The following is a 21,132-nucleotide window of genomic DNA, read 5'->3' as shown; positions in this document are numbered from 1 at the left end:
CCCGCCCCGGCTAGGATGAATGGGAGGCAATCAGGGCCGGCAAGCACTTCAGCAGGTCGGCGACCTGCGCCGCCGGCACAGGCTTGCTGTAGAGAAAACCCTGGGCCTCGTCGCATTGCTGCGAAATCAGAAACCGCTGCTGTTCGGGCGTCTCCACCCCTTCCGCGATGACTTTGAGCTGCAGCGTCCGCCCCAGGGCCACCACGGCGCGGGCGATGGCCTCGTCATTGGCGTCCTCGGGAATGTCGCGCACGAAGGAGCGGTCGATCTTGAGCTTGTCCACCGGCAGGCGCTTGAGATGGCTCAGGGATGAATAGCCGGTGCCGAAATCGTCGATGGCGATCTGGATGCCCAGCGCCTTCAAGTTGTCGAGAATATCGATCGCCCGCTCCGTCTTGTGCATGATGAAATTTTCGGTGATCTCCAGCTCCAGGTGCTCAGGCTCCAGGCCGGTGGCGAGCAGGATATCGTTGACCGTGGTCTGGAAATCGCCGCGCCGCAGCTGCAGCCCCGATACATTCACCGCGACGCGCTCGATGTCGCAGCCCTGTTGCAGCCACGCCTTCATCTGCCGACAGGCACTGGACAACACCCATTCCCCCAGTGGCACGATCAGGCCGGTGTCCTCCGCCAGGCCGATAAAGCGATTGGGCGGCAACAGGCCGAACTCGGGATGTTGCCAACGCAGCAGCGCCTCCACGCCGATCGGCCGGCCGCTGTGCAGCGAAATCAGCGGTTGATAGTGCAGCACCAGCTCGTCGTTTTTCAAGGCATTGCGCAGGGCCGATTCCAGTTTGAGACGCTCGAACACCGAAGCGGTCAGCTCTTCGGTGTAATAATAAAAATCGTTACGCCCCTCCTCCTTGGCGCGGTACAGGGCGGCATCGGCGTTTCTGACCAGGGTTTGCACATTGCTGCCGTCACGCGGGTAGACACTGACGCCGATACTGAGGGTGACGTGCAACTCGTGGCCGCGCACCAGGAACGGCTCCTGAAACGCTTCGATCAGTTTCTGCGCCAGGACGACCGTATCCTGAGCGTCGTGAATATTCTCCAACACGATGACGAATTCATCGCCGCTGAGACGGGCCACAGTGTCGTCCTTGCGCGACAGGTTGCGCAGCCGCGAGGCGACCTTGATCAGTAGCTCGTCGCCCACCGGATGACCGAGACTGTCGTTGACATTCTTGAAGTTATCCAAATCGATAAACAACACCGCGAGCTGGCACTGGGCGCGGGCGGCGCGCTCCATGGCGTGGGTCAGGCGGTCGTTGAACAGCAGGCGGTTGGGCAGATCGGTGAGCGGATCGTGGTAGGCCAGATAATTGAGCTGCTCCTGGGTCTGTTTAATGGACGAAATATCGGAAAACACTGAGACATAATGGCTCACCTTGCCTTCATCGTCTTTAATGGTGCTGACCGCCTGCCACACCGGAAACACCTCGCCGTTTTTGCGCCGATTCCAGATTTCCCCGCGCCAGCGCCCCTCTTCCTTGATGGTGCGCCACATGTCATCATGAAACTCGTCGTCATGGCGCCCGGAGCGCAGCACCTTAGGGGTCTTCCCCAACACCTCTTCCTGTGCGTAGCCGGTAATGGCAGTAAAGGCGGCGTTTACCGCGCTAACCCTGGCCTCGGCATCGGTCACCATCACGGCTTCCGACGTGCTTTGAAATACCGCCGCCGCCTGGCGCAGTTGATCTTCGATAAGCCGCTTGGCGGTGATATCGCTTATTATGGAGATAAAACCGACGACCCTGCCATTGGCATCGAAATTGTAATTCCAATCGACCTGTATTTGGATGACCGATCCGTCCTGCTTACGGTCGGCGGAAAAATAGGGTTCGGGAGGCGGTTGCTGTTCCGCCAGGTAGGCCAGGTATGACCCGATGGCCTGGCCCTCCTTCGGGTCGGCCAAAAGCATGGATATATTACGGCCCCGCAACTCCCCCGGCGCGTAACCGAACAGAGTATCGTGAGCCGCATTGGAGAATAGAATATTCCCTTGGATATCGATCTCCTGCACCCCATAGGGAATTGTAGACAGCACGGCACGCAAATGCGCCTCACTCTGCGCCAGTTTCCACTGGATATCGGACTGGAAGCGCTGCGTGGCGAATTCACCGATGGCGATAAAGACCACCATCATAAAGGCGAACGGAAACAGCATTTGAATGGTTGCGGGGGTAAGCTGGGCCTGATAGACATAGGACACCAACAATACGCACAACACGGCAATCACCGGCACCATGGCATCGTAGCCGCGCCAGCCGGTAGGCAGATTGCCTCCCACCTCGGACGACGCGGCATCAACAGCACGAGCCCCGGCCCCGTATTGGCGTCTTAGCGCCCCCCCGTAGATCAGGCCAAAGCCGATCAACCATAGAACATCGATATGGTCACCGACCTGATAAGTGTTTCCGAGCAGGCCGTAGGCGTAGACCGTATCCGCCAAGGCGTGGAAGGCGAAGCCGAGCAATACCAGCGGCACGCCTTTCGGCAGGCCCCTTTCGAGCAATCGCCAGACACTGCCGATGCCATACACCAGCGCCGACATGTACAGCGCCGGATACGCCAAGGCGGTGCTGACATAAAGCCAATTTCCGTTGAGCTGCCGGATGGGCTCCAACAGTACGATCAGATGGGCGATGACAATGCCGCAGACCAGAATGCCGAGCTTGGCGATTTGCACCACCGTAAACGCGTAGCGCGGGACACGTGACTGAAGCGCAACGAAGGCGGCCATAAAAAAGGGGGCGAAGGCAAGGAAACCAATATCGGACATTGCCGGAAACGGGGTCAGGGCGCCGCGCAGCAGCTCATGATAATCCCAGATCAACATACCGGCGAACCAGGCGAAACAGGCACCGCCGAACAAGCGCCACGCCAGGCGCTCATGCTGTTCTAAGCCGGCGGAAACCCGCATGCACTTCAGCCCTGTCAGCAGCGCTGCGAAGGTCCAGGCCAGGTCCGTCCACCACACGCTCGCCCGCTCATCCAAGAAGGAACCGTAGGCGATCACAGCAAAACAAACGATATAAGCGACGACGCCCGCCGATTCCGCCGAGACCGGCCCGGCTGATGCACGACTTAATGATAAGGCCTGCTGTTTGATGGACAACTTCCCCGTGTTTAGTGATTGGCTAATAAGCCTTTAATGATGAACGCCCATATTCCCAAACACGCTGTGCATACATCCCTGTAGGTTCGATGACCACGGCCATGCGGCCAAGGGTGTCGGGACATGGGTATTCATCATTTTCGTCCCGGTAATCACGCCAAGTCTATATTAGCAAGTAGCGGAATAAAACCCTTGCAAGACGTTGCATTAACTTGCCGTTCACTTATCAGCTTAATTATAGGCGGGGAGAAAGGTTCAGCCGGCGGCTCGGTACCATTGCATAAACTGCTCCGCCGGCAGCGGCTGACTTATACAAAAGCCTTGACCGTGAATACAGCCGAGCTCGGTCAGCAGGCGCCAGTTTTGCTTGGATTCAATCCCCTCGGCAACGACCCGGACATCCATCGACTCGGACAGCGAGGCAATTGAGCGGACAATGGAGATGTCGCGCGTCTCTTCAGAGAGGTTTTTGACAAACAGGCGGTCGATCTTGATTTCGCTGATATCGATGTCACGAATATAGCGAAATGAGGTAAAGCCGCTGCCGAAATCGTCAATGGAAATACCCACACCGGCGGCGGCGAGGGCGGTCAATACCTGCTTGGCGCGCGCCTTGCTGGACGCGAGGGCGGTTTCGGTAATCTCTAGTATCAAATCAGCGGGCTGCAGACCCCGGCTTTCCAACTCGTGCAGAACGCGGTCGGGCAACCCGATGTCGTCGAGCATCCGCGCCGAGAGGTTGACCGATACCGGCACCGACGGCATACCTTGAGCTTGCCAAGCACTCAACTGATCAAGGGACATGGCGATGGTGGCAAAGGTAATCCGCTCGATCAAGGCGGAACGCTCGGCAAAGGGAATAAACTGATCCGGACATACCCGGCCCAGCTCAGGACTGCGCCAGCGCAGCAAGGACTCCACACCCACGACGGCGCCGCTCACCAGATTGATCTTGGGCTGATACATCATGTACAGCTCCTTCTCATCCATTGCCTTATGCAAATAATTGCTGACCGGCACGGACCCGGAAGCCGCATCCGGATACCTGGCATGTTCTCCATACACGACATAGTCGGACAGATTACGTTTAGCCTGATACATGGCGTGGTCGGCATTGGTCAGCAAACTACTGGCCTCATCGCCATGCGATGGATACACGGCGATGCCGATGGACACCCCCACCTGCAAGACATTGCCCGAGACGGCAAGCGGCTCATTGACGGCAGCGATTATTTTTCGCGCGATGGACACTGCCCCCTCAATCGAATCGACGCCATGCAGGATACTGGTGAACTCATCACCGCCGAGGCGCGCAATGGTGTCTGATTTACGGGAAATCTGACGAAAGCGAGAGCCTATTTCCGCCAGCACCTCGTCGCCCGCTTCGTGTCCCAGCGTGTCATTGACCTCTTTGAACAGATTAAGATCCATCATCAACAATGCGAACCGCCCCCCTTTACGCTCGGCATTCAATATGGCCTGATTGAGGCGGTCGAAAAACAGGTTGCGGTTGGGCAGGCCGGTAAGCTCGTCATACAGACTCATGCGCTCCAGCTTCTGCTGCATCTCGGCCAGCCGCTGTTCCAATGCCGCACGCTGCAGACTGGCCTCGATGGCGTCGCTTAGCAGTTTTCCACTGAGTTTCTTTTTGGGCAGATAGTCATATACGCCGAGACGCATGGTCTCGACCACCAACTGCTCATCGCCGACACCGGTGACCATGATAACGGGAGTGACAATACCTTCTGCATTGATGCGACGCAGAACATCGGTACCGGTCATATCGCCGAGGTGATAATCGAGCAGCACACAATCCAGTTGTGTGGCAAGCAGCATATCAATGGCTTCGGCACCGCTGCCGACATCGAGGATTTCATATTCCGACTGGGCGCGGGACAACAAACGACGTATCCGTTCTCTATCCACATCATCGTCATCCACGACCAGTAATCGGATCACCTTGGGGGCGCTAATGTCGGAGTCGTCCGTCTCGTCGGCCTGCATCCAACCTGACGTGCCGAGCTTGCGCACACCGAAACCAAGATGAGACGCGCGGATCTGCCCCCTAAAAGGATCGAGTTTTTTTCCTGCATCTGACACGCTACGCTCCTTCGCTCGTGTAAAATGTATCGACTAAGGCAAACTCACCGCCGCCCCGTAACTCTCCAGCAGACCGACGAGTTTACGACACCGGGGATCGACGGCGGAGTTGATTATGTGGCCGACGACGTTTGCCCCATAGGCCCGACTTAAGTTGCCATACAGGGCCACCAAAACCGAAACCGTGTCCCGCGCCCGCCTTGCCCGGACCTGACTTCGATACGCCCGCCGTGAGACTCCACCAAGCGCTTGGCGATGGCAAGACCGACACCGGCGTGTTCCCGGGATTGACTATTCAACGCCTGGAACAACTTAAAAATTCGTTCATGCGCGGCGCGCGGTATCCCCGGCCCGTCATCCGTAACGCTAAACACACAAAACAGCCCCTCCGCATACACCTGCACGGCGACAACACCGGTTTCACGGTCATGGTGTTTAACGGCATTGCCAATCAAATTCCGCAACACCGTCTCCAAGGGGATTGAGGCAGTATTGATATGCCCCACCTCAGAATCCAGTGTGACTGTAAAGCGGGCGGGGATCTCGACCAATTCGACGATATTTTTTAGCAGCACCAGAACGTCTATATCGCGCGATTCACTGCTGCGCTGCCCGGCGCGCGCGTAGGCCAGCAGATCTTCGATAAGACATTCCATGCGATTGATGCGCTGCCTGACACGCTCAAGCTTATTCAAGACCTCCGGGGCGCCACCGTCGCCGATGTCTTCGCTGATCCATTCCACCAAACTGGCAATGCCCTGTAACGGCGCGCGCAAGTCGTGCGAGGCGACGTAGCTAAACTCGTCCAAATCCTCATTCAGTTTGCGCAAGTGCAGCTCCATCGCCTTGCGTGCGGAGATGTCCGTGACGGCGGCAACCACTGCGATACCGTCTTCGGTATACACCGGGCTAAGCCCGACCTCCACTGCAAATTCCGAACCGTCCTTACGCAAACCACTAAGGTCCCTCCCCGGCCCCATGGCGCGGGCGTCGGGGTTTTCGAAAAACGCATTACGCAACTCTACATGGCCGTTGCGAAAATGCGGCGGCAGCAGCACCTCCAGCTTTTCACCGATTAGTTGGTTTTCTTCATAACCGAACAACTGGCACAGCTTGGCGTTGACAAAGCCGATACGGCCATCGCCATCGATCATGAGCGTACCCACGGGGGAGGCTTCAACCATTTGCCTGAAATTGGTATGCAGTCGTGTGCGCACGCTGATGTCGCAAATGGAGGCGATCACCGCCGGACCGGTTTCGGTCTCAATGGGGTTGAGACCGATTTCAATGGGAAACTCCATGCCATCCTTGCGGCGTCCGAACAACTCACGCCCGATTCCCATCGGCCGTTTCTGCGGCGTGCGGGAATAGTCGCCACGCAAGCCGTGATGGCTATTTTGATAACGCTCCGGCAGCAGCATTTCAACCTGCTTGCCGAGCAATTCAGCGCGGGAATAACCGAACTGATGCTCAAGTTCCGTATTTGTCACCATGATGTGCCCATCGCGGCTCACCACCACCAGACCGATAGGTGTCGCATCAATGAGTTGCCGGAGCCACCCGCCATCCGTGGCGGATAATGGCATCGCGGTTTCCGTGTCCAATGCATCCCCTTTGCAAATTTCAAGTAACCCATCCGGGTCACAATACCCAACTATCACGGCCAAGCCGTGCCAATAGGGGCACGACATTTAATGATGAGGCAATTTAATCTGCCGCGTTAATGAATAGTGCCTGCAACGCCGTCTCTCAACCGCGTGTTCGAATATGCCGGCAAGCCGTCATGGCGCACAAAACGGCGCACATACCTCATCCGCAAAGCGCTTAAGCCCGACATATTCCCGACTATAGCACTAGGTTTTTATCGAGGCGAATCGGGGTTGAACCTCTTTTTCGTCTTTCCGCTTGTATTCCCAGAGGGAATGCAAACGTTTAGAAACGTTCTACGGGCAATGCGGTCTTAGCTGCTCACCCTATTCTCGCCGCTCGCTGACGGCGACGGCCTGACGCACAAACAGCGAGGATTACAAAGCCCCGTGCTGCGCCAGCCCCATGCCCGCCTCCTGGATACGCCTGATCTGATCACGCACACGGGCGGCGTCTTCGAATTCGAGGTTCTGGGCGTGGTCGTACATTTGCTGTTCCAGCTGCTTAAGCTTTTTGCCTAGCTCGGCGGCCGACATGGCGGCGTAATCGGCCACCTCGTCCGCCACCTTGGCGTATTGCCGGGCGTTACCGTGCATGCTGCCGTAGGCGCCCTCCATGACATCGGCGACCTTGCGTTTGATACTTTGCGGCGTAATGCCATGGGCCTTGTTATGGGCGATTTGTTTCTCGCGCCGGCGTTCGGTCTCATCCAGGGCCCGCTGCATGGAGCCAGTGACCTTGTCGGCATAAAGGATGGCCTTGCCATTGAGATTGCGTGCAGCGCGGCCAATGGTCTGGATCAATGATCGGTCGGAGCGCAGAAAGCCCTCCTTGTCCGCATCGAGAATGGCGACTAACGATACCTCGGGAATGTCCAATCCTTCACGCAGCAGGTTAATGCCCACCAGCACATCAAATTCGCCCAGGCGCAGATCGCGGATGATCTCCACGCGCTCCACCGTGTCGATGTCGGAATGCAGATAACGCACCCGCACCTGGTGTTCGGCCAGATACTCGGTCAGATCCTCGGCCATGCGCTTGGTCAGGGTGGTGACCAGCACCCGCTCGCCGGCTGCGGCGCGCAGCTTGCATTCGGACAGGAGATCGTCCACTTGGGTGGTCACCGAACGGATCTCGACGTCCGGATCCACCAGACCGGTGGGGCGCACCACCTGCTCCACCACCTTGTCGGCATGTTCCCGTTCGTAGGGGCCGGGTGTGGCCGAGACGTAGATCGACTGCGGCGCCAGGCGCTCGAACTCCTCGAATTTCATGGGCCGATTGTCCAGCGCCGAAGGCAGGCGGAAACCGTACTCCACCAGCGTCGATTTGCGCGCGCGGTCGCCCTTGTACATCGCGCCGATCTGGGGGATGGTAACGTGACTCTCGTCCACCACCAGCAGGGCGTCGTCGGGCAGATAGTCGAACAGGGTGGGCGGCGGCTCGCCGGCTCGGCGTCCCGATAAATAACGCGAATAATTCTCGATGCCGGAACAGTAGCCCAGCTCCTGGATCATCTCGATGTCGAACAGGGTGCGCTGTTCCAGGCGCTGCGCCTCCACCAGTTTGTCATTGTCGCGCAGCTGCTGCAGGCGCTCCTTCAGTTCCACCTTAATGAGCTCAATGGCGTCGAGCAGGGTCTGGCGGCCGGTGACGTAATGGCTCTTGGGATAGACGGTCAGGCGCGGCACGCGGCGCAGCACCTCGCCGGTAAGCGGGTCGAAATAGGCCAGCGACTCGATCTCGTCGTCGAACAGTTCCACGCGCACCGCCTCGCGCTCCGACTCGGCCGGGTAGATGTCGATCACCTCGCCGCGCACCCGGTAGGTGGCGCGCGCCAGCTCTACGTCATTGCGGGTATATTGCAGCTCGGCCAAGCGCCGCAGGATGGCGCGCTGATCCACCGTTTCGCCGCGCACCAGGTGCAGGATCATGCTCATGTAGGCGCGCGGGTCGCCCAGGCCGTAGATGGCCGACACCGAGGCGACGATAATGGTGTCCTTGCGCTCCAGAATCGCCTTGGTGGCCGACAGGCGCATCTGCTCGATGTGGTCGTTGATGGAGGCGTCCTTCTCGATGAAGGTGTCCGAGGACGGCACATAGGCCTCGGGCTGGTAATAGTCGTAATAGGAGACGAAGTATTCCACCGCATTATTGGGGAAGAACTCCTTCATCTCGCCGTAGAGCTGGGCCGCCAGGGTCTTGTTGGGCGCCAGGATCAGCGCCGGGCGTTGCACCTCTTGGATGACATTGGCAATGCTGAAGGTCTTGCCCGAACCAGTCACGCCGAGCAACACTTGGTGCATCAGGCCGTCGCGCAAGCCCTCCACCATGCCGCCGATGGCGGTCGGCTGATCACCCGCCGGCTGGTAGGGCGAATTTATTTGAAACGGCTTGGTCATGGGGATTCTGAATTGGCGTCGAATCGAGTAATATTAACATCTAAAAAAACCTGCAGCATTTTTGAGGGCCTGATGAGCATCAACTTCCGACTTTCCGACCGCGTTCAACGCATCAAACCGTCACCCACGCTGGCGGTCACCACCAAGGCCAAGGAACTGCGCGCCGCCGGCAAGGACATCATCGGCCTGGGCGCCGGCGAGCCGGATTTCGACACGCCGGAGCATATCAAGGCCGCCGCCGTCCAGGCCATCCGGGACGGCTTCACCAAATATACCGCCGTCGACGGTACGCCGGAATTGAAGCAGGCCGTCATTGCCAAATTCAAACGCGACAACGGTTTCGACTACACCCCTGATCAGATCCTGGTCTCCTGCGGCGGTAAACAAAGCTTCTTCAACCTGGCCCAGGCCATGCTCAACCCCGGCGACGAGGTCATCATCCCGGCACCCTACTGGGTCTCCTACCCGGACATGGTGATCCTGGCCGGCGCCACGCCGGTAATCATCGAGGCGGGCATCGAGCAGAGTTTCAAGATCAGCCCGGAGCAGCTGGAAGCGGCCATCACCGACGACACCCGTCTGTTCGTCATCAATAGCCCCTCCAACCCCACTGGCATCGCTTACACCCAAGCGGAACTGGCGGCGCTGGGCGACGTGCTGCGGCGCTATCCGCAGGTGGTCATCGCCACCGACGACATGTATGAGCATATCCTCTGGGCCGCGGAACCCTTCAGTAACATCCTGAACGTCTGTCCCGATCTGTATGACCGCAGCATCGTGCTCAACGGTGTCTCCAAGGCCTATTCCATGACCGGCTGGCGCATCGGCTATGCCGGCGGGCCCAAGCCCTTGATCCAGGCCATGAAAAAGATTCAGTCCCAGAGCACTTCCAACCCCACCTCCATCGCCCAGGTGGCGGCGCAGGCGGCGTTGGAGGGCGATCAGTCCTGTATCCAAGAAATGCTCAAGGCGTTTAAAGAGCGGCACGACTTTGTCGTCGCCGAACTCAACGGCATCCACGGCGTGCAGTGCATCGAATCCCAGGGCACCTTCTATGCCTTTCCCTCCATGCAGGGCGTGATCAACAGCCATACCGAGGCCAAAGACGACGTGGCCCTGGCCGAGTTCCTGTTAAACGAGGCCGGCGTGGCCCTGGTGCCAGGGTCCGCCTTCGGTGCGCCGGGTTACATGCGTCTGTCCTTCGCCACCAGTACCGCGATGTTGCGCGAAGCCCTGCAGCGCATCAAGCATGTGCTCGGCACAGATTAGTCCCTAAGCAAAGCGCAACGGAATGCAACGCCGAGGCCTGCGACCCACATTCTCCAGAGCGCGTGGCTTCACCCTGGTGGAGCTGCTCGTAGTACTGTCCGTGTTCGCCATCCTGCTCGGCCTGGCGGCGCCTTCGTTTATGAGCATCATTGCCAACAACCGTGTCGCCAGCGCGGCCAATGACATCATCACGGTCCTGAACCTGGGCAAGAGCGAGGCGGTGCGCAGCGGACAGACCGTGGTGTTGTGCAAACGCGCCAGCGACAGCGCTTGTGACACGGATGCCTCGACGGACTGGAGCAATGGTTGGATATTGTTCGTGGATTCCGTTAGCAACAATCAAATCGATGACGGCGAACGCATTGTCCGGCTGCAACCAGCTACCGAGGAAAGTCTCGATGTGGCCTATAAAGGAAACGACAACAAGGCCATCAATTTCAATCCTAACGGGCGCACCGGTGCGACGGGCCACTTTTGTCTGCGCAACACTCATGACGACAACAAGAGCCGTGCGGTTGTGGTAAACATCGCCGCACGTTTTCACATCGAAGAGCAGCCATACGATTGCAACTAAAACAAAACAACATGCAATAAAAAAGGGGCCGACGGCCCCTTTTTATTATCTGAACGGGTGGCGCTGGAGCGTTAGCCTTCAGCCACCGCTTTCATGCTCAGACGGATACGACCCTGCTTGTCGACCTCAAGTACCTTGACCTTGACCGTATCCCCTTCCGACAGCTTGTCGGCCACATTCTCGACGCGCTCGTTGGAGATCTGCGAGATGTGCACCAGGCCGTCCTTGCCGGGCAGGATGGTGACGAAGGCGCCGAAGTCCATCAGCTTGGCCACCTTGCCATCGTAGACCTTACCCACTTCCACGTCGGCGACCAGCTCTTCGATGCGACGTTTGGCCTCTTCACCGGCGGCCTTGTCGACGGAGGCGACCTTGACCGTGCCGCTGTCGTCCAGGTCGATGGTGGTGCCGGTCTCTTCGGTGAGGGCGCGGATGGTGGCGCCGCCCTTGCCGATAACGTCGCGGATGCGGTCCGGATTAATCTTGAAGGTGATGATACGCGGCGCATATTCAGACAACTCTTCACGCGGCGCCGAAATGGCCTTGGCCATCTCACCCAGAATGTGGATACGACCGTCCTGGGCCTGAGCCAGAGCGGCCTCCATGATCTCGCGGGTGATGCCGTCGATCTTGATGTCCATCTGCAGGGCGGTGACACCCTCGGTGGTGCCGGCCACTTTGAAATCCATGTCGCCCAGGTGATCTTCGTCACCCAGGATGTCGGACAGCACGGCGAAACGCTGCTCGTCCTTGATCAGCCCCATGGCGATACCGGCCACCGGGGACTTGAGCGGGATACCCGCGTCCATCATCGCCAGGCTGCTGCCGCAGACCGAGGCCATGGAGCTGGACCCGTTGGACTCGGTGATCTCGGAGACCACGCGGATGACATAGGGATAGTCGTCCATGTTGGGCATCACTGCCTGCACGCCGCGTTTGGCCAGACGGCCGTGACCGATCTCGCGGCGCTTGGGGCTGCCGACAAAACCGGTCTCGCCGACACAGTAGGGCGGGAAGTTGTAGTGCAACATGAAGGGCTCTTTGCGCTCACCTTCAATGGCGTCGATCAATTGCGCGTCTTTGCCAGTACCGAGCGTGGTGGCTACCAGCGCCTGGGTCTCGCCGCGGGTAAACAGGGCCGAGCCATGCACGCGCGGCAACACGCCGACGCGGATGCTGATGGGACGCACGGTGTCCTTGTCACGCCCGTCGATACGCGGCTCACCGTCGAGGATACGCTCACGCACTATGCGTTTTTCCAGACTGCCGACGGCATCGCCGACGTCGGCGGCGCTCCATTGCGGCGCTTCACCGGCACACAGCTGTTCCACCACCTGCGTGCGGATCTCGCTTAGGCGGGCATAACGGCTCTGTTTTTCCTTGATCTGATAGGCCTCGACGATCTGGGTCTCGGCGGCCTGACTGACGGCGGCGGCCAGGGCTTCGTCCTTGCCCGGCGCTTGCCAATCCCAAGACCTTACATCGGCCTCGGCGCTGAATTCGCGGATGGCGTTGATCACCGCCTGCAGTTGCTGGTGACCGAACATGACCGCATCCAGCATGACCTGCTCGGATAATTCTTTGGCCTCAGATTCAACCATCAGCACCGCGTTTTCGGTGCCGGCCACGACCAGATCAAGCTGCGAGTCTTCCAGCTGGGAGATACTGGGATTCAGCACATACTGGCCGTCCTTGTAGGCAACGCGGGCGGCGCCGATTGGCCCCTGAAACGGTACACCGGAGAGCATCAGTGCCGCCGAGGCACCGATCATGGCGGGAATATCGGGATCGATCTCGCTGTCCAGCGAGACCACAGTGGCGATGATCTGAACTTCGTTGGTAAAGGCCTTGGGAAACAGGGGACGGATAGGACGGTCGATGAGGCGCGAGGTCAGGGTCTCTTTCTCGGTGGGGCGTCCTTCGCGTTTGAAAAAACCACCCGGAATCTTGCCGGCCGAGTAGGTGCGCTCCTGATAGTTGACCGTCAGCGGAAAGAAGTCGCGACCTTCGATCGCTTCCTTCTGCGCGACACAGGTCACCAGGACCGCGGTATCGCCCATGCTGCACATTACGGCGCCGGAGGCCTGGCGGGCAATTTCACCGGTTTCCAAGGTAACGCTATGGTCACCGTATTGAAAGACCTTTTTAATGGGTGTCATCAAGTATCCTTAAGATTTCTGGGTGGCTTTAGTTTCAACGAAGATTCGGCATCTTCCAAACGGGAACATCTGATTGCCGCCAATGTCTTGTTGCGTCGTCATTGGCTTGATTGGCAGCGCCCTTAGCGACGCAGACCGAGACGTGAAATCAGATCGCGATAGCGATTGAGGTCTTTCTTCTTCAGGTAGTCCAACAGCTTGCGGCGCTGGCTGACCATTTTCAACAAACCCTGACGTGAATGGTGATCATGAGAATGTTCTTTAAAATGACCGGACAACTGGTTAATACGGGCGCTTAGCAGCGCGACTTGAACCTCCGGGGAACCGGTGTCTCCTTCGGAACGCTGAAAGTCATTAACGACCTTCTGCTTGGCTTCAGCATTTAATGACATGTATATCTCCCAAAAAAAAATCACAATTGACTATGCAGCTTTAAAGCGGCGTATTTTACCGCTGCAAAGCACCTGAAACAAGCACGGAATCACCCCAACGGCCCTTGGCAACAGGCATATGGATCAATCTGCCGTGGCCAGTAAGCGTTTCGGCGCCACCCGGCCGTCATCCAGGATATGGCCGATGCCGAGAAATTCCTGGTCACTGTCGTACAACCTGACCAGTCCGGCGGTAGGCGCCCGCGGCACCAGCACCGCCTGACCGTGGCGCAGGTAATAGGCCATGTCGCGAGTCAGACGCACCGCGGGCCAGGCCTGCAGCGCGCTGTCCATGGGCAGCAAATAGGCGTCCAGGGCCGCGGCCGGCGCCGCGTCGCGCACCCGCTCCAGCTCATCGAGGGTGGCGCTACGGCAGAGCTCAAAGCCGCCGGTCAGGGTGCGACGCAATGCCTGGACGTGGCCGCCGCAACCCAGCTGTGCGCCGATATCCTCGGCCAGGGTACGAATATAGGTGCCTTTGGAACACATCACCTCCAGGTCCAGTTCATCCGCCCGCAGCTCGAGCAGCTGAATGGAGTACAGGGTCACCCGGCGTGGGCGACGCTCCACCTCGATACCCTGACGCGCCAGCTCGTAGAGCGGCCGGCCATCCTTTTTGAGGGCGGAATACATGGGCGGTACCTGCTCGATGTCACCCACAAATCCGGCCAGCAGAGTTTGCACCGCCGCCCGCGTCAAGGCGGGCACCGGGCGGCACTCGATCACCTCGCCCTCGATATCGGCGGTCGTGGTTTTCTCACCCAGCTTGACCGTGACACGGTAGCCCTTGTCGGCATCGAGCAGATAGGCCGAGACCTTGGTGGCCTCGCCCAGGCAGATGGGCAACAGGCCGGTGGCGATGGGATCCAGACTGCCCGTGTGACCGGCCTTATTGGCGCAGAACAGACGCTTGACCCGCTGCAGCGCCGCGTTGGAGGTGATCCCGGTGGGTTTGTCCAGCAACAGGATACCGCTAACGTCTCTCCCTCTGGCACGACGCTTAGCCAATTTTTACATCCCCTCAAATACCCAATTCTGGAAAATTACTTGTCTTTCGGCGCCAGGGCGGCGTCGATCAGGGCGCTCAGATTGGCGCCGCGCTCCACCGATTCATCGTAGATAAAGTTCAGCTGCGGCGTGACACGGGTAGTCAGATGTTTGCCCAGTTCACGGCGCAGGAAACCGGCGGCGTGATTAAGCGCCGCCAGCATCTCGTCGACGCTGTGCTGCTCGTCGCCCAGGGCCGTAACATACACCTTGGCATAGGCCAGATCTTTCGATACCTCGACGCCGGACACCGTCACCAGGCCGATGCGCGGGTCCTTGAGTTCGAATTGTATCAACTGCGCCAATTCGCGCTGGATCTGCGCCTCTACCCGTTTGGTGCGACTGAACTCTCTGGGCATGGCTAGTCGATGGTCTTGGCCACTTCGACGCGCTCGTAGACCTCGATCTGGTCGCCCGGCTTGACGTCGTTGTAGTCCTTCACGCCGATACCGCACTCGGTGCCGGCCTTGACTTCGTTGACGTCATCCTTGTAGCGCCGCAGCGATTCCAGCTCGCCTTCATAGATCACCACGTTGTCACGCAGCACACGGATCGGTGCGCTGCGCTTGACCGTACCGTCCACCACCAGACAGCCGGCGATGGCGCCCAGCTTGGGCGAGCGGAACACGTCCTTGACCTCGGCCAGGCCGATGATCTCTTCGCGGATCTCCGGCGACAACATACCCGACATGGCCTGCTTGACGTCGTCGATGATGTCGTAGATCACGCTGTAGTAGCGCAGATCCACATCGTTTTCCTGGGCGACGCGTTTGGCGGCACCGTCGGCACGCACGTTAAAGCCGATGACGATGGCCTGCGAGGCCAGCGCCAGATTGATGTCGGACTCGGTGATGCCGCCGGCACCGCTGGCGATGATCTTGACCTTGACCTCGTCAGTGGACAGCTTGGTCAGGGAATCACGCAAGGCCTCCACACTGCCCTGCACGTCGGCCTTGACCAACAGGTTGAGCATACCCACCTCGCCCTCGGCCATTTGCGAGAACACATTCTCCAGCTTGGCCGCCTGTTGCTTGGCCAACTTGACGTCGCGAAACTTGCCCTGTCGAAACAAAGCGATCTCGCGCGCCTTGCGCTCTTCCGCCACCACTGCGGCAATATCACCGGCGTCCGGGGTGCCCGACAGCCCTAAGACCTGCACCGGGATAGAGGGGCCGGCGGACTCCACCGGCTTGCCAGTTTCGTCGAACATGGCGCGCACGCGGCCGTATTCCTTGCCCACCAGCAGGATGTCGCCCTTACGCAAGGTACCGTTCTGCACCAGAATGGTGGCCACCGCGCCGCGGCCCTTGTCCAGCGAGGACTCGACCACGATACCCGTCGCGGCTCCGTCTTCCACCGCCTTCAGCTCCATCACCTCGGATTGCAGCAGTACCGCATCCAACAGGGCGTCGATGCCTTCACCGGTTTTCGCCGAGACGTTGACGAACATGGTGTCGCCGCCCCAGTCTTCCGGAATCACCTCGTGGCCGGTCAGCTCTTGTTTGACCCGATCCGGTTCGGCCTCGGGCTTGTCGATCTTGTTGACCGCCACGATCAGCGGCACACCGGCCGCTTTGGAATGCTGGATGGCCTCGATGGTCTGCGGCATGGCGCCGTCGTCGGCGGCCACCACCAGGATGACGATGTCGGTCACCTGTGCGCCGCGGGCACGCATGGCGGTAAACGCCGCATGGCCCGGGGTATCCAGAAAGGTGACCATGCCGCGGTCGGTCTCGACGTGATAGGCACCGATGTGCTGGGTGATGCCGCCGGCTTCGCCGGCGGCCACCTTGGCGCGGCGGATATGATCCAGCAGCGAGGTCTTGCCGTGGTCGACATGTCCCATGATGGTCACCACCGGTGCGCGCGGCACCTGTTCGCCGGCCTGTTCCTCACTGGTGCTGGCCAACACTTCGGCCTCCAGATCATCCTCGCGCATCAGCTTGGGCGTGTGGCCCATTTCCTCGACCACGACAGCGGCGGTCTCCTGATCGATGACCTGATTGATGGTGACCATGGAGCCCATGCCCATCATCGCCTTGATGACTTCGGCCGCCTTCACCGACATGCGCTGGGCCAGGTCGGCCACGGTAATGGTCTCGGGGATGGTCACCTCACGCACGATGGGCGCGGTGGGTTTCTGGAAGCCGTGCTGGCTTTCGCCCACCACGACCTTGCCGGCCCTAGCGGGTTTTTTCTTGCGACGACCCGACTTGCCCGCTGACACGTGCAGTTCTTCACGGCCACCCTTGTTGCGTTTGCCGCGACCGCCGAATTCCTCCTCTGCGCCGCCTTTGCCACGCTTCTTGCCCTTGACGGACTCGCGCTTAGTGGTCGGTTTGGCCTCGGACGGCGGCACGGCCTCTTCGGGCACGGCGGGCGTCACGGGCGCCTGAGCCTGTTCCTCGGCGGCCTTGCGGGCGGCCTCTTCCTCGGCGGCCTTGCGCGCGGCTTCGGCCTCTTCTTCCTGACGGCGCTTGTCTTCCACCGCCTTACGGCGCGCCTCTTCCTCGGCGGCCAACTTGGCCTGTTCCTCGGCACGACGCGCGTCGCTTTCGGCCATCTTGGTTTCCAGTTCGGCCTTTTCATCCGCCAGGGCGACACTGCGCTTGACGTAGGTGCGACGCTTGCGCACCTCGACGCTGACGGTCTTGGCCTTGCCGCCGCCGGTTTGCTTGAGTTCGCTGACAGTCTTGCGCTTCAGGGTGATCTTTTTGGGACTGGAATTGGCCGCTTCGGCCTGTTCGTCGCCCTTACGCAGGTGCTTGAGCAACTGCATCTTGTCTTTGTCGCTAATGGTGGCATCGGCGCCGGGCGGCACCTCGACCCCTGCCTCGCCCAATTGCACGAGCAGGCGATCCATGGGAATACCTACTGCTTCCGCCAATTGTTTAACCGTTACTTCTGACATATTATCGTCACCCTCCAGCCAGCTGTTGATTACCCTTGTTGCTCTTCAGCAAACCAAGGGGCACGAGCTTCCATGATCAATTGACTGGCCCGTTCTGCGTCCAAACCTTCAATATCACTAATATCATCTAAGGCCTGCTCGGCCAGATCCTCGCGCGAGACGATGCCTCTGGCGGCCAAGGCCTGGGCGAGAGACTCATCCATGCCCGCCAGTTCCAGCAGATCCTGCTGCGGCGCGGCACTGCCGTGCTCTTCGCCGGCGATGGCGCGCGTCAGCAACACATCACGGGCGCGATTGCGCAATTCCTCGACGATATCTTCATCAAACTCTTCAATTTCGAGCATCTCCTGAACCGGTACATAGGCCACCTCTTCAATCGAGCTGAAGCCTTCCTGCACCAGGATGGATGCCACCTCTTCGTCCACATCCAGTTGTTCCATCAATAGTTGGAGTACGGCGGCGGACTCTTGTTCACTCTTCTGCTCGGCGTCCGACTCGGTCATGACGTTCAATTCCCAGCCGCTCAACTGACTGGCCAAACGGATGTTCTGACCACCCCGGCCGATGGCCTGAGACAGATTTTCCTCACTCACCGCGATATCCATTGTGTGGCTTTCCTCATCGACCACAATGGACACCACCTCGGCCGGCGACATGGCATTGATCACGAACTGCGCCGGGTTGTCGTCGTAGAGTATGATATCGACGCGCTCGCCGCCCAGTTCGTTGGACACCGCCTGCACCCGCGAACCGCGCATACCGACGCAGGCGCCGACCGGATCGATGCGCTGGTCGTTGCTCTTGACAGCAATCTTGGCACGCACGCCCGGATCGCGGGCGGCGGCGCGGATTTCGATCAAGCCTTCACCGGCCTCGGGCACCTCGAGCTTGAACAACTCGATCAACAACTCCGGCGCGGTGCGGCTGACAAACAGTTGCGGGCCGCGCGGCTCGGAGCTGACCTCGCGCAGATAGCCGCGCACCCGGTCGCCGGGGCGCAGTGACTCGCGCGGGATCATATCTTCGCGCAGGATAATGGCCTCGGCATTACCGCCCAGATCCAGGATCACATTGCCGCGATCGACGCGCTTGACCACGCCCATCACCAGCTCACCGACGCGGTCGATGTAGGCGTCCACCACCTGGGCACGTTCCGCCTCGCGCACCTTCTGCACGATGACCTGCTTGGCGGTCTGGGCCGAGATGCGGCCGAACTCGACGGCCTCCAGCGGCTCTTCGATATACTCGCCCGCGGCAATGCCAGGCTGCTTGGCCTGCGCCTCATCCAGCATGATCTGGGCATCGGGGTTTTCGAATTCTTCCTCGTCGTCGATCACCTGCCAACGGCGAAAGGCGTTGTAGTCGCCGGTCTCACGATCGATGGCGACGCGCACCTCGATCTCGCCGCCGTGGCGCTTTTTGGTCGCCATCGCCAACGCGGCTTCGATCGCACCGAAAATGATGTCTTTGGAGACACCCTTTTCGTTGGACACTGCATCTACAACTAACAATATCTCTTTGTTCATCGTTTAGCCTCTATTGCAGCACTGCCTGTAACAGCTCGTCCCGGGGGACAACGCTTCAGTCAAATACCGGCACCAGATGTGCCTTTTCAATATTATCGAAATCGATCTGGATCGCTTCGCCTTCGAGCATCACGGTCACCACATCGTCCGTCACACCCTGCAATTCCACCGTCATCTTGCGGCGCTTATGCACCGGCCGTGACAGCAGCAGTTTGACCTCACGACCGACAAAACGCTGGAACTGCCCGACCGTAAACAAGGGCCGGTCCATGCCGGGGGAAGATACCTCGAGGGTGTAATGCCCGGGAATGGGATCTTCCACATCCAGCATACTGCTGACCTGGCGGCTGACGCGCTCGCAGTCTTCGACACCGATGCCGTCCTCCGGCAGGTCGATATAGACGCGCAGCAGCGAGTGCTTGCCCTGGGGCAGATATTCCGCACCGACAAATTCATACCCCAGCCCTTCGACCAATGGCTCGAGCAGTTGCAGTACCTTAACCGACGCTTGTCGGACCATCTTTTCACCTTGTTGAAACAAAAAATGGGCCTATGGCCCACTTCTTCTTACGACACTATTATTATCCGGGCGTTATGGACACCGAATCGTTCGTGTCGCAGCTAACAAAAAGCCCCGAATACGGGGCTTCCTGCAACACTAAAATTGGTAGCGGGGGTAGGATTTGAACCTACGACCTTCGGGTTATGAGCCCGACGAGCTGCCAGACTGCTCCACCCCGCAGCAGCTGCGCAGTATAGTACTAATGTAATTCGTTTTTTTCAAGAGGCAATTACGATTAATTAGTATTTATTGCCGTCATCTCAAGCGCCATCGCGCAATAAGGTGACAAAGGCGATGGCATATTCCCTTTCATCCGCCAGACTCAGGTGCGCGGCGCCGATGCCAAGCTCACGGCATACCTGCTCGGCACGGCCGCTGAAGATCAGTTCGGGTCGGCCGTGCAGGTCGTTATTGACGGCGATCTGGCCCAGTGTGATGCCGTCGCGAAAGCCGGTGCCCATGGCCTTGACCGCGGCCTCCTTGGCGGCAAAGCGCTTGGCCAGAAAATGGCCCGGCAGGACGCTGGCCTGAAACAGTGCCAGTTCCGCCGGCGCCAGGATACGGCGCGCATACCTTTCACCGTAACGCGCCAGGCCGGCTTGGATACGGCTGACGGCGACGATATCGGTACCGATGCCGAAAATCACCCGCGTCGTGCCTCCAGCATCAGGCGTTTCATCTCTGCCACCGCCCCCTGCAGGCCGGTGAACAAGGCCCGGGCGATAATCGCATGACCGATATTCAACTCACGCAATTGGGGAATGGCGGCGATCTGGGCCACATTCTGGTAGTTGAGCCCGTGACCGGCGTTGACATGCAAGCCCAGGGCGTCACCCTGCTTGACTGCGGCAAGGATGCGTTCGAACTCGGCCTGGCGCGCCTGCGCTGTGTCGGCGTCTGCGAAATGGCCGGTGTGGATCTCGATCACCGGCGCGCCCACCGTCGCCGCGGCCTCGATTTGGGCCGGATCGGCATCGATAAACAGAGACACCCGCGTGCCGACCGCGGCCAGGCGGGCACAGGCCTCGCGCATGCGATCCTGCTGCCCGGCCACCTCCAGGCCACCTTCGGTGGTGAGTTCCTCGCGCCGCTCGGGCACCAGGCAGCACTCCGCCGGGCGGATGCGCTCGGCGATGGCCAGCATGTCCTCGGTCACGGCCATCTCCAGGTTCATACGCGTGAGCAAGATACCCTTCAGCATTTCCACGTCGCGCTCCTGAATGTGGCGCCGGTCCTCGCGCAGATGCAGGGTAATGGCGTCGGCGCCGGCCTGTTCCGCCTCGATGGCGGCCTGCACCGGATCGGGATAGCGCGTGCCGCGCGCCTGGCGCAAGGTGGCGACGTGATCGATATTGACACCCAATAACATCATTGACTCCATGT

At 59.6% G+C, this 21,132-nt stretch carries 15 protein-coding genes and 1 tRNA gene; 2 read left to right on the top strand and 14 right to left on the bottom strand.

Features of this window, described 5'->3' with window-relative positions; all coding sequences use genetic code 11:
* Positions 1-10 precede the first annotated feature (10 nt).
* The 4 genes from Tel_07690 to Tel_07675 all read right to left on the bottom strand — a co-directional run bounded on the left by Tel_07690 (position 11) and on the right by Tel_07675 (position 9,270).
* Positions 11-3,022, bottom strand: coding sequence for a hypothetical protein (locus Tel_07690; protein ALP53046.1), 3,012 nt, complete (start codon positions 3,020-3,022; stop codon positions 11-13).
* 354 nt (positions 3,023-3,376) lie between these two features.
* Positions 3,377-5,125, bottom strand: coding sequence for a hypothetical protein (locus Tel_07685; protein ALP53045.1), 1,749 nt, complete (start codon positions 5,123-5,125; stop codon positions 3,377-3,379).
* Between the two features lie 245 nt (positions 5,126-5,370).
* Positions 5,371-6,807, bottom strand: coding sequence for a hypothetical protein (locus tag Tel_07680; protein ID ALP53044.1), 1,437 nt, complete (start codon positions 6,805-6,807; stop codon positions 5,371-5,373).
* A gap of 438 nt (positions 6,808-7,245) precedes the next feature.
* Positions 7,246-9,270 carry an excinuclease ABC subunit B gene (locus tag Tel_07675; protein ALP53043.1) on the bottom strand — a complete coding sequence of 675 codons (2,025 nt, stop codon included), beginning with the start codon at positions 9,268-9,270 and terminating at the stop codon, positions 7,246-7,248.
* 78 nt (positions 9,271-9,348) lie between these two features.
* Here Tel_07675 and Tel_07670 point away from each other — a divergent pair, with 78 nt between their 5' ends.
* Positions 9,349-10,539: an aspartate aminotransferase gene (locus Tel_07670; GenBank protein ALP54775.1), complete on the top strand. Its 1,191-nt coding sequence runs from the start codon at positions 9,349-9,351 to the stop codon at positions 10,537-10,539.
* Positions 10,540-10,561: 22 nt separating this feature from the next.
* On the top strand, positions 10,562-11,113 hold the full coding sequence (locus tag Tel_07665) for a hypothetical protein (GenBank protein ALP53042.1): 552 nt from the start codon (positions 10,562-10,564) through the stop codon (positions 11,111-11,113).
* A gap of 71 nt (positions 11,114-11,184) precedes the next feature.
* Here Tel_07665 and Tel_07660 read toward each other — a convergent pair whose 3' ends face one another.
* The 10 genes from Tel_07660 to Tel_07615 form a co-directional block, all read right to left on the bottom strand.
* Entirely contained in the window at positions 11,185-13,272 is a 2,088-nt protein-coding gene (locus tag Tel_07660) for a polyribonucleotide nucleotidyltransferase (GenBank protein ID ALP53041.1), read from the bottom strand.
* Positions 13,273-13,394: 122 nt separating this feature from the next.
* Positions 13,395-13,664 (bottom strand): 30S ribosomal protein S15, encoded by a 270-nt coding sequence (locus Tel_07655; protein ALP53040.1) that lies wholly within the window; start codon positions 13,662-13,664, stop codon positions 13,395-13,397.
* 123 nt (positions 13,665-13,787) lie between these two features.
* The gene (locus Tel_07650) at positions 13,788-14,711 is read right to left on the bottom strand and encodes a hypothetical protein (protein ALP53039.1); all 924 of its coding nucleotides are present in this window, start codon (positions 14,709-14,711) and stop codon (positions 13,788-13,790) included.
* A 35-nt stretch (positions 14,712-14,746) separates the two neighbouring features.
* Positions 14,747-15,109 (bottom strand): ribosome-binding factor A, encoded by a 363-nt coding sequence (locus Tel_07645; protein ID ALP53038.1) that lies wholly within the window; start codon positions 15,107-15,109, stop codon positions 14,747-14,749.
* Positions 15,110-15,111: 2 nt separating this feature from the next.
* Positions 15,112-17,661 carry a translation initiation factor IF-2 gene (locus Tel_07640; protein ALP53037.1) on the bottom strand — a complete coding sequence of 850 codons (2,550 nt, stop codon included), beginning with the start codon at positions 17,659-17,661 and terminating at the stop codon, positions 15,112-15,114.
* A 29-nt stretch (positions 17,662-17,690) separates the two neighbouring features.
* Positions 17,691-19,187, bottom strand: coding sequence for a transcription elongation factor NusA (gene nusA, locus Tel_07635; protein ID ALP53036.1), 1,497 nt, complete (start codon positions 19,185-19,187; stop codon positions 17,691-17,693).
* A 55-nt stretch (positions 19,188-19,242) separates the two neighbouring features.
* The gene (locus Tel_07630; GenBank protein ID ALP54774.1) at positions 19,243-19,707 is read right to left on the bottom strand and encodes a ribosome maturation protein RimP; all 465 of its coding nucleotides are present in this window, start codon (positions 19,705-19,707) and stop codon (positions 19,243-19,245) included.
* A 145-nt stretch (positions 19,708-19,852) separates the two neighbouring features.
* A tRNA-Met gene (locus Tel_07625) sits at positions 19,853-19,929 on the bottom strand.
* Between the two features lie 80 nt (positions 19,930-20,009).
* Positions 20,010-20,396: a hypothetical protein gene (locus Tel_07620; protein ID ALP53035.1), complete on the bottom strand. Its 387-nt coding sequence runs from the start codon at positions 20,394-20,396 to the stop codon at positions 20,010-20,012.
* Complete coding sequence (locus tag Tel_07615) at positions 20,393-21,130, bottom strand: pyridoxine 5'-phosphate synthase (GenBank protein ID ALP53034.1); 738 nt, start codon at positions 21,128-21,130, stop codon at positions 20,393-20,395. Before Tel_07615 ends, Tel_07620 begins: the two co-directional genes overlap by 4 nt.
* Positions 21,131-21,132 lie beyond the last annotated feature (2 nt).

Origin of the sequence: Candidatus Tenderia electrophaga (assembly GCA_001447805.1) — a bacterium.
In the GTDB taxonomy this organism is placed as follows: domain Bacteria; phylum Pseudomonadota; class Gammaproteobacteria; order Tenderiales; family Tenderiaceae; genus Tenderia; species Tenderia electrophaga.
The sequence above is the reverse complement of the archived record's forward strand: the minus strand, read 5'-3'. Positions and strand labels throughout refer to the sequence as shown.

Coding starts and splice junctions, on each gene's coding strand:
- Tel_07645 (ALP53038.1), bottom strand. CDS start 15,109: ATGCCCAGAGAGTTCAGTCGCACCAAACGGGTAGAGGCGCAGATCCAG.
- Tel_07680 (ALP53044.1), bottom strand. CDS start 6,807: ATGCCATTATCCGCCACGGATGGCGGGTGGCTCCGGCAACTCATTGAT.
- Tel_07675 (ALP53043.1), bottom strand. CDS start 9,270: ATGACCAAGCCGTTTCAAATAAATTCGCCCTACCAGCCGGCGGGTGAT.
- Tel_07655 (ALP53040.1), bottom strand. CDS start 13,664: ATGTCATTAAATGCTGAAGCCAAGCAGAAGGTCGTTAATGACTTTCAG.
- Tel_07665 (ALP53042.1), top strand. CDS start 10,562: ATGCAACGCCGAGGCCTGCGACCCACATTCTCCAGAGCGCGTGGCTTC.
- Tel_07640 (ALP53037.1), bottom strand. CDS start 17,661: ATGTCAGAAGTAACGGTTAAACAATTGGCGGAAGCAGTAGGTATTCCC.
- Tel_07685 (ALP53045.1), bottom strand. CDS start 5,125: ATGCAGGCCGACGAGACGGACGACTCCGACATTAGCGCCCCCAAGGTG.
- Tel_07660 (ALP53041.1), bottom strand. CDS start 13,272: ATGACACCCATTAAAAAGGTCTTTCAATACGGTGACCATAGCGTTACC.
- Tel_07615 (ALP53034.1), bottom strand. CDS start 21,130: ATGGAGTCAATGATGTTATTGGGTGTCAATATCGATCACGTCGCCACC.
- nusA (ALP53036.1), bottom strand. CDS start 19,187: ATGAACAAAGAGATATTGTTAGTTGTAGATGCAGTGTCCAACGAAAAG.
- Tel_07630 (ALP54774.1), bottom strand. CDS start 19,707: ATGGTCCGACAAGCGTCGGTTAAGGTACTGCAACTGCTCGAGCCATTG.